Origin of the sequence: Streptomyces sp. NPDC048288, from assembly GCF_043201555.1 — a bacterium.
In the GTDB taxonomy this organism is placed as follows: domain Bacteria; phylum Actinomycetota; class Actinomycetes; order Streptomycetales; family Streptomycetaceae; genus Streptomyces.
This window is the reverse complement of the sequence record NZ_JBICZD010000005.1, coordinates 391,295-403,285: the sequence shown is the minus strand read 5'-3', so window position 1 is coordinate 403,285 and position 11,991 is coordinate 391,295. Positions and strand designations below refer to the sequence as shown.

Below are 11,991 nucleotides of genomic sequence, written 5' to 3'. Positions count from 1 at the left end.
TGAGTGTTCAACCTGGATCGAACACTAGCAGTGTACGATGACCATCGAACAGTGCTGGAGGAGGGCAGAGGAGGGCATCGGAATGTCAGACCGGTCCGAAGGGGCGAGTCACCGTCCGGCACCCGTGCACACGCACCCCGACGACGTCCCGCTTCTCAGCGCCCTCGCCGCGCTCGCGGATCCCGTGCGCATCCAGCTGGTCCGGGACCTGGCCGGCCACCCCGACTGGGCGCTCAGCTGCAGCAGCTTCGACGTGCCGGTCGGCCGAGCGGCGAAGAGCCATCACTTCTCGGTGCTGCGCGACGCCGGTCTGGTCGAACAGCGCGACCAGGGCCCGCGACGGCTCAACCGGCTGCGCCGCGAGGAGTTCGACGCCCGCTTCCCCGGCCTCCTCGACCTGACCCTCCGCCCCGACGACACCGAGTAGAGCGGCCCGGCCGGGACCGGAAAAGGCACGGCGCTCCGCCCGAGGGGCGTGCGAGGCACGTACGGCGATCGCTCGCACAGGCATCAGCTCCCGGCGCTCCGGCGAGCCGTGGCGTGCGCCGTTGCCGCCGCCTTCGGAGCGGGGGGACCGTAGGGCGGCATCCGCTGAACCCAGCGGGTAACGGACAGGAGTGCCCGCCCATGGCCATCGTCGTCACCTTCGATCTCGAGAACACGCCTGCCGCCCAGGAGTTGTACGACACCACCATCGACCGCGTCACCGAGGGCCGGGGCTTCGCGTCGCCGGCCGACCTGCCCGTGCCCGGACTGCTCGCCCACATCGCCGGGCCCGTCGGCGACCGCTGGCGGGTCACCGACGTGTGGGAGTCTCCCGAGTCGTTCGAGGCCTTCGCCAAGATCCTCGGCCCCCTCCTCGCCGACCTCGGCCACGGCGACCTGCAGCCGGACGTCTCACCTCCCCACAACCTCGTCCTCCGCTGAGCCCCACCGGTGCGGATCCTCCGGCGCCCCTTGAGCGCTGCTCGTCAGGTGCGTCAGTAGCTCAGTGCCGCCGTGCGGCGGCCCGGGCGGTGACGGCGCCAGGCCACGGTCAGCAGGGCGATCAGGCCGCCGACCGGCGGCAGCGTGCAGACGGTCCAGCTCACCGCGTACGGGGGGCCGGGCTGGGAGAGGACGGGGATGTTCTTCAGCGTGCCCGTTCCGGTGCCCTGGGAGCCCTTGATGGTGAAGGTGAAGTTCCATTGGCCGGCGGTGGACAGCGACTGGACGTCCAGGCCCCAGACCGACAGCTTGCGCGGATGCCGGGCCAGTTGGCCGCCCATGCCGCCTCCTCCCGCTCCCCCGCCTCCGCCGCCCGGGCCGCCCATGCCGCTCTGCCGGCCGGCGAGGCTCATGGAGAGGGTGCCGGACCTGCCCTTGATGCCTCCGTCGGGGGCGAAGGTGAAGTCCAGGGACTGGTTGGCACGCAGTGGCCACTTGGAGAAGCCGACCGTCAGGTTGTAGGGGCCGACCCTCACCTTCTCGGTGTGGACGATGTCGACCGGCGCGTAGGCCTGGGCGGACGGGGCCGAGACGAAGAGCATGCCCGCCGTCGCACACAGGGCGAGAACGAGGGCGCGGGCGCGGTGCGTGTTCATCGGGTCAGGCTGTCTTCCTGGTCGGTGACGGTGGAGTTGATCCGCAGCAGAACGGCGAAGCGGGAACCGAGGTAGCCGGCCAGTGTGCCGATCACCAGCCCGAGAACGGTGTCGGTGAGGAGGGTGCTCGCGGAGGTGCCGGACTGGCCCATGGGACCGCCGCCACCCCCGCCCCCACCACCACCGCCGCCGCTGACCAGGGAGGTCTGGAGGAGCATGGAGAGGCTGACCAGTACGCCGCCGACGGCGCCGACGGCCTGCGGCATCCAGCGCCCCGACCAGTTCTGCCCGCGGCCGAGCAGGAGCAGGGCCTCGATCACCACGGCCACGCCGAGCATGAACATCGGGATACCGGAGGGCAGCACGGGCGCCGCGTCCATGAGGTTGTCGCGCAGCGGCAGCCCGACGTAGCCGGCGTACCACTTGGCGGCCCACGGCGAGAACCACCACAGGAACAGCTGCATGACACCGAGCACGGCGGCGATGGAGAGCGCGATGCCCCGGCGGCGCAAGGTCAGCGCCCCCGTGATCAGCAGGCACACGGAGAAGAAGATGTTGCCCGCGAGCTGCGGGTCGACGGTCTGGGACACCCCCTGGAACGCGTAGGTGGTGAGGGGGCAGAAGGTGATCAGCACCGGGGTGCTGACGACCAGGCCGATCCGTCCCCACAGCTGCTCCCGGGCGGCGGCGAAGACGCTGATGCTGCCGACCATGGTCAGGCTGATGGAGATGAACAGCGCCACGTGCGGCGGGGAGTTGAGCACGGCGTCGAAGCCGTACAGGGAGTGCCACCACAGGTCGACCAGGCCGTACATCAGGAACAGTGCGGCACCGGTGCCGGAGATGAGATAGCCGAGCGGCGCGGTGAACGTGCCGCCGAAGACCCGGACCGGCGCCCCGCCCACGGACCGGTCGGTGGCACGTCCGGCGCGCTGCGCGAAGGTGGAGCGCAGCACCATCACCAGACTGGCGACACCGGCGAGGGCGCTGCCGGAGTACAGCAGCAGATGGGAGAGGGTGAAGAAGGTGTCCGGGCCGACGTCGACATGCCATTCGATGTCCCAGCTGATGCCGATCAGCGAGGTTAGCGTGCCGGCCAGCACGGTGAAGGCGGCGACGGGGCCGGACCGGTCCGCCTGCGGCCGGGGCGGATTGCCGGGTGGTGACGGTTCGTCGGGTGCGACGGTGAGTGTGGATTCGGGGACGGCGTCCATCGGTACTGCCTTTCAGTGGAGTCAGCGAGTGAGGGTGAGCGGGAAAACCAGGTGGTCGTCGCGGCCTTGGCCGTCGATGTCGACGAGGAACTCCCAGCGGCCGGTCATCATCAGCGGCAGGGAGGCGACCCGGTAGCGGTTGTTCGCGGTACGCACGGCGGTGTGGTCGGGCACCGCGTGGCCCGCCGTCGGCAGCACGGCCGAGACGGTCACGGCCGTCGCCGATCCGGTCGCCCTGATCCCCTCGCGTGGCGTGAGCCGTACCTCGACCGCCGTCGTGCCGGTCTTCGGTGAGGTGATCGTCAGGGTCACCACGTCGTGGGCGGTGCCGCCGGTGAGGGTCGTGCCGCCGGACGAGGAACCGGACGAAGAGCCGGTCGTACCCGACGACATCGTCAGGCGGAGCGCCAGCAGGGTGAACAGGACGGTGGCCAGAAGTACCGCGCCCATCCGGAGACGTCGGCGGCGGGACGGTGACATGGGCCCGCTCATCGGGTCTTCTCCGTGGTGGCGTCGGTGACGTGCAGCAGGTAGGGGACGGTGAGGATCGTGTTGTCGCGCTCGGCCTGGATCCAGATCCGGTAGTGGCCGGCGGTCGGGAAGGTGTAGACGAAGGAGATGTCGGGCCCGTAGGCGGCGACCGTCTCGTCGGCGGTGCTGTCGCCGTTGACGGAGGTCAGGCCACTCATCGAGCTCATGTCGCCGGAACTCATGGCCATGCCCGGCATGTCGTCGGCGACGGAGCCCATGGAGTGCGAGTGCGCCCACACCTCGGCGTTCTGCGTCTCCGCGCCCACCGCCGCCGTCCTCGACCTCAGCGGGCCGACGACGATCAGGTGACCGAGCATGCCGAGCCACGGCTGGAGGGTCGCGGAGTCCCCGATCCGGGCGGTCAGGACGGCCGCCTTGCCCGCGACGAGCGACGACGCGGTCGTGCGGACGCGGATCCCGTCGACCGTCCGGGTGCCCGTGCCTTCCCCCGTCGGCAGGGTGGTGGAAGCCGCCTTCGTCGAGCCGGTCGCGTCGATGCCGGTCGCGGAGCGGACGTCCTGGACGCCGCCGCCGCGCCGGGCGAACTCGGCGGAGACCGCGTAGTGGCCGGCCTCGGGCAGCGGCAGCCGTACCTCGAAGGTGCCGTATCCGGTCATGACCGGGTGCAGGTGGTACAGCTGACCCGAGGGGCCGACGACCAGCAGGTGCACCAATGCCCCGTCGTGGACGACGAGGTCGTCGACGGCCAGGCCCGTCGAGGCGTCGGTCAGCTTCAGCGTCAGGGTGTCGGTCCCGCCCGCGCGGGTCGTGGAGGAGCCGAGCAGCAGGGTGGCGGGCGGGCGCGAGTAGTCGGCGGCCTGCTGGACGACCGAGGTGTACGGGTTGCCTACACCGTCGATCGTGGCGTCCACCTGGACTCCCTGGGACACCGGCAGCGGCAGACCGGAGGAGAGGACGGCGCCGGTGACCGCCACGGCGAGGCAGGCGAGCACGCCGCCGGACGGCACGAACGTCCACCAGCCGCGCCGCACCCGTACGGCCACGAGGACGGTGACCAGCATCAGGGCCCCGGCGCCGATGAAACCGGCGTACACCGCCTTCTCCGCCGGTGAGGTGGTCGTCTTCGACACGACGAAGGGGATCTTCGCCGTGTGCCCGGCGCCGTCGTCGAGCGTCAGTTCCCAGGGGCCGACCTCGTCGACGTTCAGCTGGGCGGAGTAGGAGCCGGGGGTGCTCTCCAGCTTCACGACGGCCGAGTCCACGGTCGTACCGGATTCCCTGCCCTTCGACGCGGACGTCGAGACGCCGGTGGGTGTCACCGCGAGCTCGATCCGGCCGGCGGCCGTGCCCTTGTGCGTGATCACGTCCACGTGCAGGGGACCCGGCACTCCGGTGATCCGGCGCAGGACGACGGTCAGTTCCCGGTCGCCGAGTGTCTGGGCCACCTGGACGTCGTTGCCGGTGGACGCGGAGTCCGCGGTGGCGGCCGAGCTCGACGTCAGCAGCAGGACCACGGCGCAGACCAGGACGGAGAGCGCGGTCCAGAGGCGGCGTCGGTGGGGGCGGGAGTGGGGGCGGGGGTGGGGCGTACGCGGGCGGGTGGGGCGCACCGTCGTACGAGGGGGCGTGTCGTTCATGGTCGGGCCAAGCTATGGCGGCCGCGCGCCGGTGTCGTCACGGTGACAGGGGAGGCTCCCTCCCCCGAGCGGGGGACTCGCGCGTGGCTGTGACCAGGCATCATGGGTCGTCGAAGCCGTCTGTGGCGCGGAGGAGAGGACTGCATTGCCCGAGAGCGAGGGGAGTGAGGCGCGCGGCGCGGGCCGAGCGGCGTCCGTCCGCGCCCGGGACGTCAGCGGATCACTGACCCGGCAGTCGCTCCTGGTCGCGGCGACCACTCTGGTGGTGGACTGCCTCGGCTTCCTCCTTGCCGACCAGTCCCACCCGCTGACGGCGTGGCACTGGGTGGTCCTCGCGGCGATCGTCGTGGTCGACGCCGCTCTGGCCACCCCGCCGCGGCTGTCGGGAGCCGTGGCCGTCGCCCAGGCTGTCGTCGCGGTCGGCGGCAGCGTCCTGCTGCCCGGTCACGGTCCGCTGCCCCAGCTCAACAACGCGGGCATGCTGGTCTCCGCGTACCGGGCGGGCGCCTGGCTGGACCGGGGGCCCGCCGTGGCCTCCCTGCTCTGCCTGGCGACCGGGATCGTCGGGGGGCAGTTGCTCGGCGGCGAGCACTTCGGGCACGGGGGAATCCTGCTCGGCGCCCTGGGCGATGCCCTGCTGCCCTGGCTGGTCGGGCGGTACACCACCGCACGCCGCGCCTACATCGCCGAACTGGAGCAGCGCTCCGAGCGGGAGCGGCACGAGCGGCAGCAGGCCCTGGCCGAGGCCATCGCCGAGGAACGCAGCAGCATCGCCCGTGATCTGCACGACGTCATCTCCCACCACGTCAGCGCCATCAGCATGCACGCGGGGGTCGCCCGGCTGCGGGCGGGAGCGGCACCGGGCGGTGTCGACGTCGCCGAGTCGCTGAGCGCGGTGGAGACGTCCAGCCGGGCGGCCATGGTCGACCTGCGGCGCCTGCTGGACTTCCTGCACGGCGCCCCCGCCGGGGAGGACAGCCAGCCGGGTCTGGACAACCTGTCCGGGCTCCTCGACACGGTCCGTGCCGTTGGTCTGAAGACCCGGGTGACCGTGCACGGCGTGCCGCCCCGGCTGCCGGAGTCCCTGGACATCGCCGCGTACCGGGTGGTGCAGGAGATGCTCACCAACGCCCTGCGGCACGGGGCCGGCGGGGTCGCCGAGGTCGAACTGCGCTACACCCCCGCCGCCCTCGCCGTCACCACGACCAACCCCCTCCCGGTCGGAACGCGCGGCCGGCCCGACTCCCCGCACCGCGGGCTGCAGGGCATCCGCAGCCGCGCCGCCCTCTTCCACGGCTCCGTCAGCTACGGCCCCACGCCCGACGGCACCGCCTGGGCCACCACCGTCACCTTCCCCCTCGACCCCCTGGATCCGTCATGACCTTGCGCGTCCTGGTCGCCGACGACCACGCCATGTTCCGCTCCGGTCTGCGCGCGGTCCTGGACAGCCAGCCCGACCTGGAGTGCGTGGCGGAGGCCTCCGACGGCCGCAACGCGGTGAGCGAGGTGCGCCGGCTCCGCCCCGACGTCGCCATCCTCGACATCCGCATGCCCCTGCTGGACGGTCTGCGCGCCACCGAGACGATCCTGGCCGACCCGGAGAACACCACCAGGGTCATCCTGCTGACCACCTACGACCAGGACGCCTACGTCCACCGGGCCCTGCGCGCCGGAGCCAGCGGTTTCCTCCTCAAGAGCCTTCCCCCGGAGGAGCTGATCGCCGCCGTCCGGATCGCCGCCCGCGGCGACGCCCTCATCGACCCCTCCGTCACCCGGCGCCTCCTGACCCGTCTCGCCGAAGGCGTCGCGCCGCCGGCCGTCCCCGTCGGCCTGGACGACCTCACCTCACGCGAGCGCGACGTGCTGCTGCTGATCGCCGAGGCCTGCTCCAACGCCGAGATCGCCGACCGGCTCGGCATCGGCGACGAGACCGTGAAGAGCCATGTCTCCCGCATCCTCACCAAACTCCACCTCCGCGACCGCGTCCAGGCCGTCGCCTACGCCCACCTCCACGGCCTCGTCAAACCGACCTCCCCACCACTCGCCCCGCCTCCCCACCGAACGAGCGACACCCGCGACCGGCACAGACGCGGCCCCGGCGGACCGCAGCTCTGAACGCCGGAGCAGCCGCGCCCAGGGGTGCCGCTGGGCGTCGGCCGGTCAGTTGAGACCGAAGGTCTGGACGTCGGCGGGCAGGGCGGGAGCCGGCTCGTGGGGCTCGGAGTGCCAGTCTCGCCAGTGTGCCCCGGCTGCGAAGGGTCCGCCGTGTTCCTCGATCATCGCCACCGCCTGCTCGCGGGCTTCTTCGACTGCCCGATGGTCGGCGTCGTTCACCACTCCGAGCCGACGGCCGTGGGCGTACTCGCCCTCGTCCTTCCATTCCCACCGCGACAGGTCAGGCGCTACGACCAGATCCAGGAGGAGGTCGAAGGTGTCGAAGCCCAGGGCCGTGCGGTGCATCGGCCGCTGGAAGTTGACGTACCAGTGAGTCAGCCGATGGCCGGCCGAGACGTCGTAGAACGCGTTCACGCTGAACCATGCTCCCGGCGGGACCCACTGCAGGTGCGCCGTGTCGCGCCAGGACCAGTGCCCGAGCCGCCACGAACCGCGGGCGAGGTTCGGCAGGGCCTGAAACCTCAGATCGTCGTCGCCGGTCAGCAGCCACTCGATCCAGGTCGTCGGAGCCAGAACCTCCGCGCCGGGACCGCACCCCACGACCAGCGCCTCAGCCCCGTCCGCAACGACGTGGAACGCCTGCGCGCTCCACACCTTCCGACGGAACACATCGCGTCGGACAGCGGTCTCACCCGGCCGGAACCGTCGCATGGAGCACCCCCGGTCTGCATGACGCGCAACGCGGTCGCTGAGGTTGCGCGGCCGTCGGCCGGGCGCCGGTCACAGCGTGAGTACCTGGCCGGTGGGCAGGATGCGCACCTCGGTGTCGGGGGCGAGATCGCCGGCGGCGTCCTGGTAGTGCTCGGGGTGGTTGCGGTCGAGCTTCACGAGGATCCGGTCGCCGATCGCGCCGGAGGTGTAGGCGTAATGGATCGGGACCGCCAGCCTGGGGCGCAACAGGGCGGTGAGTTCCGCGGCCTGGGTCGCGTCCATGACTTCCTGCCGGTTGCCCTGCGGACGGGAGGTGAGCCCGTTGATCGGCATCAGGGCCAGGTCGATGTCGGGGAAGTGCCGGGCGATCTCGTCGAGTTCGGGTATGCGGCGGGTGTCGGCGCCGAAGAAGACCGTCGTGCCGTCGGCCTCCAGAAGGTAGGTGACCTCCGGCACGCCGTGGGCGGCCGGTGCGGCGGTGACGCGTACCGGGCCGAGGCGGGTGGACTGCCAGGGGTCGAGCTCGGTGACGTTGCGCCACCCCTTTGCCCGGACCTTCTTCCCGGTCCCCCGGTTGACCACGATGGGCACGTTCCTGTCGGGGTAACTCGCCAACGCGCCCAGGTCGCAGTGGTCGTAGTGGGCGTGGCTGATGAGGATGCCGTCCAGTCGCGGCAGGTCGGCCGCGGTGGCGATGCTGCGCGGCTCGCCCTGGCGGTACAGCACCCGCTCGGAGAACCAGGGGTCGGTAAGGATCTTCGCCCCGTCGAAGTCGAGCAGGACGCAGGCGTGTACGACACGTTCGAGGGTGGTGGGCATGCGTTCGTCTCCTGGCGGAAAGGTGCGGATGCGGGCCGTCGCGGCCCCTTTCGGCGGCACGATCACCGGTGCCGGTGCCGGAACTCACCGGGCTTCGTGCCGCCTTCGGCAGTGAGCCGCGCTCACGCGGTGGCGACGGCCGTTGCGGTGTGTACGACCGTCAGGAGCGAGGCGCCCGCGATCATCGTCCATTTCCGCGTGGCGATCCCGATGGCGGCGTCGCCCACCTGGGCCGCGGCCGCCGCGGACAGAACGAGTGCACTGGCCGGCCCCGACCACGCGAGCGGTGCGACGAGGGCAGCCACCCCCAGTGGCACTCCCCTGGTCGCGTACATCCAGCCGTAGAAGCGTTCCCCGGCACTCGGCGTGCCGCTCTCGCTCAGCGCCGCCGGGCGCACGCCTCCCACGAGCGCGAAGGCGACGGCGGCGACAGCGGCGACGGCGTTGGCCGCAAGCAGAGCGTTCACGAGGCGTAGTCGGTCGACGGTTCGGTGCCGTACTTCGTCCAGACCGCCGCGAGGGAGTCGTGCGACAACGGCTGCCCGGAGTCGACCATCGCCTTGAGGTCGCGGAAGTACTGCACGTACAGGTCCGGGGTGAAGGTGTTGAGCATGACCGCCGTTTCGTCGCTCACGTTGGCGAAGGTGTGCGGCGCGCCCGGCGGGACCATGACCCATGTGCCGGTACCGGCGTCGTAGTCCTCCTGACCGACGGTGAAGCGCACGCGGCCCGACAGTACGTAGAAGCCTTCGTCGTGCTGTGCGTGGCGGTGTTGCGGAGGACCCGGGGTGTGCGGAGGGATGGTGATCTCACCCATTCCCAGCCGGTGTTCGGTGTTGCTGCCGTCCTCGAGGATCCGGATCGTCGAGGGCCCGCTGACGATTAACTCGCCGTCGCCGGGACCGATGATCGACACCTTGGCCATGAAGCCTCCCTGCCTGGTGGTTGCGAACACCAGGACCATATGATCAGTTTCGATCCGCATGCAAGTCCACTCTCAAAAAAAGAGTGAGCTCTCATGATGGTGATGACCCCGCCGGTATGCTCTCGGTCGGCAGGAAAGGACGATCATGGTCGAGCGGAGTGGCCCGAACGGGCTCAGCAGTCAGATGGAACGCACCAGGTCGGCGATCGTGGCGGCCGCCCGCGACCTCGCCGACACCGGGGCGGAGATCACGATGCCGAAGATCGCGGCCGCGGCGCGGGTCTCGGAAGCGACCGCCTATCGCTACTTTCCCGACCTCCTCTCGCTCCTGCGGGCCGCGGTGATGTCGGAGGATCTGGTCGCGGTCCTGCGCTCGGTGACGCGCGGCGACGACCCGGTCGAACGGATCGGCCAGGCCGCGGAGGTCCTGGGCCGGGCGGTGCTGCGGCGGCAGGGCGCCGTCCGGGTGGTCGTCTCCTCGACCATTGCGAAACCCTCGATGGCCAAGGGCCGTCCCGCCCACCGCTTCGGACTCATCGAGCACGCTCTCGCCCCGTGGATCGAAAAATCCGGCTCCGCGGGACGTCCGGACGTGGAACAACTGGTGCGTGGCCTCGCCCTCGTGATCAGCGCCGAGTCCCTGTTCGCTCTGCTCGACCTCTGTGACCTGGCCCCTGAGGACGCGATCGCCGGTCTGGTGACCACCGCACGGCAGATGACCGCGGCAGCGGTCGCGGCCGTCGCCGCGATCCCCGCCGCCGACTGAACCGCCGGCGCCCGCCGCTCACACGCCCCCGGCGACCGCGACGCCCAGCCCGCACAGCACCACGCCGGTGACGATGTTCAGGGTGCGGCGGACCGCCGGGCGGGACACCAGGGCCCGGCCGCGGCCGACGGCCCAGGCGAAGAGGAGGTACCAGCAGACCTGGACGACGGCCCAGAGGACACCCAGCGCGATGCTGCTCAGCAGGACGGGACCGTGCGGGGAGACGAACTGCGGGAGCACCGAGACGGCGAAGACGCCGGCCTTCGGGTTGCCCAGCGTCGTCCCCAGCCCGGCGCCGTACGCACCCCAGAGCCCGCCGGGACCGACCGTCGCGCCACCCGTGGCGCTCACGAAGGAGGTGTCGGCGGCGGGCTGCCGGGCCGCCGCCCGGAGGGTGTTGACCCCGAGCGCGAGCAGCACGGCCCCGCCCGCGAGTCGTACCGCCAGATAGGCGTGCGGGTTGGCGAGGAGGACGGCGGAGAGGCCCACCGCGGCGGCGGTCGACCAGACGAGCAGTCCGGTCGCGTTCCCCGCGATGGTGGCCCGGGCGGGGCGGGGGCCGAACTCCAGGGTCTGGCGGATCATGAGCGCCTGCCCGGCGCCCGGGAGCATGGCCAGCAGCCAGGTGGTGATCACGAACAGGGGCAGATGGGTGGGCACGGTGCCGCCGACCTTCTTCCTGGGGTGGGAGGTGATCCACCACCAGGCTGGCGCGGGGCACGCGTGAAGAGAAGTTAGGGCTCTCTTGGTCAGCATTAAGATGATTTAGTGATGATGACCTCGGATCCGGGCCAGCTGCGTCTGCTCGCCCTGATCGACCGCCATGGCTCGCTCACCGGCGCCGCGCACGCGCTGGGTGTCACTCCGGCGGCCGTGACCCAGCAGGTGGCCCGGGCGGAACGGGACTGGAACGCGCCGCTGGTGGTGCGCGGGCCGCGCGGGGCGTCGCTCACCGCGGCCGGGGCGCTGCTCGCGGAGCACGGGCGGATCATCGACGAGCAGACCGACCGGGCCGGCGAGCGGCTCGCCGCGCTCCTCGGTCAGCTGTCGCTGCGGCTGCGGGTCGGCGCCTTCCTGGCCGCCGCGCTGCATCTGCTCCCGCCCGCCCTGACCGCGCTGCGCCACCGGTATCCGAAGGCGGACGTGTCGGTGGAGGACCTGCTGTCCGACCGCGGTGTCGAGCGGGTCGCGGCGGGCGAGCTCGACGTCGCGGTGATCGCCTCCTGGGCCCTGCCCCCGGAGCCGCTCCCGAACGTCGCCGTCCACACCCTGCTGCGCGACCCCATGGTGATCGTGCTGCCCGACGACCACCCGCTGGTCACCGGCTCGCCCGAGGGCACACCGCTGCGCCTTGAGCAGCTCCGCGACGAGTCCTGGGTGACGATCCTGGCCGGGCACGCCGCCCGTGAGCAGCTCGACCGGGCGGCGGGCGGAGCCGGGTTCACGCCCAGGATCCGCTTCCAGACGGCGTCGTACGACCTCGCCCAGGCGCTGGTCGGCACCGGTTACGGCGTGGCGCTCGTCTCCCGGCTGGCCCTCACCCGGGTCCCCGGGACCACGCACCGCCCGCTCGCCGACCCGCCGCTCCACCGCGATCTGCACGCCGTGACCCGGTCCGACACCGCGCTCACCCCGCTGGCGGACGTCTTCCGCGCACTGCTGCTGGACGTGGCGGCCGAGCTGAAGGACGCCTGGCCGCCACAGGAATGAGGCCGCCACCAGGCTGAGG

General features: G+C 71.7%; 15 protein-coding genes. 6 read left to right on the top strand and 9 right to left on the bottom strand.

Going from position 1 to position 11,991, the window contains the following annotated elements:
- Positions 1-82 precede the first annotated feature (82 nt).
- Both ACGFZS_RS20600 and ACGFZS_RS20595 read left to right on the top strand, forming a co-directional pair.
- Positions 83-427, top strand: coding sequence for an ArsR/SmtB family transcription factor (locus tag ACGFZS_RS20600; RefSeq protein WP_393664960.1), 345 nt, complete (start codon positions 83-85; stop codon positions 425-427).
- Between the two features lie 200 nt (positions 428-627).
- The gene (locus ACGFZS_RS20595) at positions 628-927 is read left to right on the top strand and encodes a hypothetical protein (protein ID WP_393664962.1); all 300 of its coding nucleotides are present in this window, start codon (positions 628-630) and stop codon (positions 925-927) included.
- A 53-nt stretch (positions 928-980) separates the two neighbouring features.
- On the opposite strand, the gene ACGFZS_RS20590 is transcribed toward ACGFZS_RS20595, so the two are convergent.
- From ACGFZS_RS20590 to ACGFZS_RS20575, 4 genes are read right to left on the bottom strand one after another with little or no spacing between them, the layout of a single operon-like run.
- Entirely contained in the window at positions 981-1,583 is a 603-nt protein-coding gene (locus ACGFZS_RS20590; protein WP_393664965.1) for a hypothetical protein, read from the bottom strand.
- A complete protein-coding gene (locus ACGFZS_RS20585) occupies positions 1,580-2,797 on the bottom strand; it encodes a hypothetical protein (protein WP_393796308.1) in 1,218 nt (405 codons plus the stop codon). The genes ACGFZS_RS20590 and ACGFZS_RS20585 overlap by 4 nt, the downstream gene beginning before the upstream one ends.
- A 21-nt stretch (positions 2,798-2,818) precedes the next feature.
- Positions 2,819-3,247: a hypothetical protein gene (locus ACGFZS_RS20580; protein ID WP_393664969.1), complete on the bottom strand. Its 429-nt coding sequence runs from the start codon at positions 3,245-3,247 to the stop codon at positions 2,819-2,821.
- 38 nt (positions 3,248-3,285) lie between these two features.
- Entirely contained in the window at positions 3,286-4,926 is a 1,641-nt protein-coding gene (locus ACGFZS_RS20575; RefSeq protein WP_393796307.1) for a hypothetical protein, read from the bottom strand.
- A 145-nt stretch (positions 4,927-5,071) separates the two neighbouring features.
- On the opposite strand from ACGFZS_RS20575, the gene ACGFZS_RS20570 reads away from it, so the two are divergent.
- Both ACGFZS_RS20570 and ACGFZS_RS20565 read left to right on the top strand, forming a co-directional pair.
- Positions 5,072-6,307, top strand: a complete 1,236-nt coding sequence (locus ACGFZS_RS20570) for a sensor histidine kinase (RefSeq protein ID WP_393796306.1) — start codon at positions 5,072-5,074, stop codon at positions 6,305-6,307.
- Entirely contained in the window at positions 6,304-7,041 is a 738-nt protein-coding gene (locus tag ACGFZS_RS20565) for a response regulator (protein ID WP_393796305.1), read from the top strand. Before ACGFZS_RS20570 ends, ACGFZS_RS20565 begins: the two co-directional genes overlap by 4 nt.
- A gap of 45 nt (positions 7,042-7,086) precedes the next feature.
- Here ACGFZS_RS20565 and ACGFZS_RS20560 read toward each other — a convergent pair whose 3' ends face one another.
- The 4 genes from ACGFZS_RS20560 to ACGFZS_RS20545 all read right to left on the bottom strand — a co-directional run bounded on the left by ACGFZS_RS20560 (position 7,087) and on the right by ACGFZS_RS20545 (position 9,496).
- Positions 7,087-7,695, bottom strand: a complete 609-nt coding sequence (locus ACGFZS_RS20560; RefSeq protein WP_393796304.1) for a DUF402 domain-containing protein — start codon at positions 7,693-7,695, stop codon at positions 7,087-7,089.
- A gap of 126 nt (positions 7,696-7,821) precedes the next feature.
- Complete coding sequence (locus tag ACGFZS_RS20555; protein WP_393796303.1) at positions 7,822-8,571, bottom strand: MBL fold metallo-hydrolase; 750 nt, start codon at positions 8,569-8,571, stop codon at positions 7,822-7,824.
- A gap of 122 nt (positions 8,572-8,693) precedes the next feature.
- Positions 8,694-9,038, bottom strand: a complete 345-nt coding sequence (locus ACGFZS_RS20550) for a hypothetical protein (protein WP_393796302.1) — start codon at positions 9,036-9,038, stop codon at positions 8,694-8,696.
- The gene (locus tag ACGFZS_RS20545) at positions 9,035-9,496 is read right to left on the bottom strand and encodes a cupin domain-containing protein (RefSeq protein WP_393796301.1); all 462 of its coding nucleotides are present in this window, start codon (positions 9,494-9,496) and stop codon (positions 9,035-9,037) included. Before ACGFZS_RS20545 ends, ACGFZS_RS20550 begins: the two co-directional genes overlap by 4 nt.
- A 145-nt stretch (positions 9,497-9,641) precedes the next feature.
- On the opposite strand from ACGFZS_RS20545, the gene ACGFZS_RS20540 reads away from it, so the two are divergent.
- A complete protein-coding gene (locus ACGFZS_RS20540; RefSeq protein ID WP_393796300.1) occupies positions 9,642-10,262 on the top strand; it encodes a TetR/AcrR family transcriptional regulator in 621 nt (206 codons plus the stop codon).
- Between the two features lie 18 nt (positions 10,263-10,280).
- Here ACGFZS_RS20540 and ACGFZS_RS20535 read toward each other — a convergent pair whose 3' ends face one another.
- Entirely contained in the window at positions 10,281-10,922 is a 642-nt protein-coding gene (locus tag ACGFZS_RS20535; RefSeq protein WP_393796299.1) for a LysE family translocator, read from the bottom strand.
- 111 nt (positions 10,923-11,033) lie between these two features.
- On the opposite strand from ACGFZS_RS20535, the gene ACGFZS_RS20530 reads away from it, so the two are divergent.
- On the top strand, positions 11,034-11,972 hold the full coding sequence (locus tag ACGFZS_RS20530; RefSeq protein ID WP_393796298.1) for a LysR family transcriptional regulator: 939 nt from the start codon (positions 11,034-11,036) through the stop codon (positions 11,970-11,972).
- The last annotated feature ends 19 nt before the right edge of the window (positions 11,973-11,991 follow it).

Excerpts from the sequence above, each read along its gene's own strand:
- ACGFZS_RS20600 (WP_393664960.1), top strand. The coding sequence starts at position 83 with ATGTCAGACCGGTCCGAAGGGGCGAGTCACCGTCCGGCACCCGTGCAC.
- ACGFZS_RS20590 (WP_393664965.1), bottom strand. The coding sequence starts at position 1,583 with ATGAACACGCACCGCGCCCGCGCCCTCGTTCTCGCCCTGTGTGCGACG.
- ACGFZS_RS20530 (WP_393796298.1), top strand. The coding sequence starts at position 11,034 with ATGATGACCTCGGATCCGGGCCAGCTGCGTCTGCTCGCCCTGATCGAC.
- ACGFZS_RS20545 (WP_393796301.1), bottom strand. The coding sequence starts at position 9,496 with ATGGCCAAGGTGTCGATCATCGGTCCCGGCGACGGCGAGTTAATCGTC.
- ACGFZS_RS20595 (WP_393664962.1), top strand. The coding sequence starts at position 628 with ATGGCCATCGTCGTCACCTTCGATCTCGAGAACACGCCTGCCGCCCAG.
- ACGFZS_RS20540 (WP_393796300.1), top strand. The coding sequence starts at position 9,642 with ATGGTCGAGCGGAGTGGCCCGAACGGGCTCAGCAGTCAGATGGAACGC.
- ACGFZS_RS20575 (WP_393796307.1), bottom strand. The coding sequence starts at position 4,926 with ATGAACGACACGCCCCCTCGTACGACGGTGCGCCCCACCCGCCCGCGT.
- ACGFZS_RS20585 (WP_393796308.1), bottom strand. The coding sequence starts at position 2,797 with ATGGACGCCGTCCCCGAATCCACACTCACCGTCGCACCCGACGAACCG.
- ACGFZS_RS20580 (WP_393664969.1), bottom strand. The coding sequence starts at position 3,247 with ATGGGCGCGGTACTTCTGGCCACCGTCCTGTTCACCCTGCTGGCGCTC.
- ACGFZS_RS20565 (WP_393796305.1), top strand. The coding sequence starts at position 6,304 with ATGACCTTGCGCGTCCTGGTCGCCGACGACCACGCCATGTTCCGCTCC.
- ACGFZS_RS20555 (WP_393796303.1), bottom strand. The coding sequence starts at position 8,571 with ATGCCCACCACCCTCGAACGTGTCGTACACGCCTGCGTCCTGCTCGAC.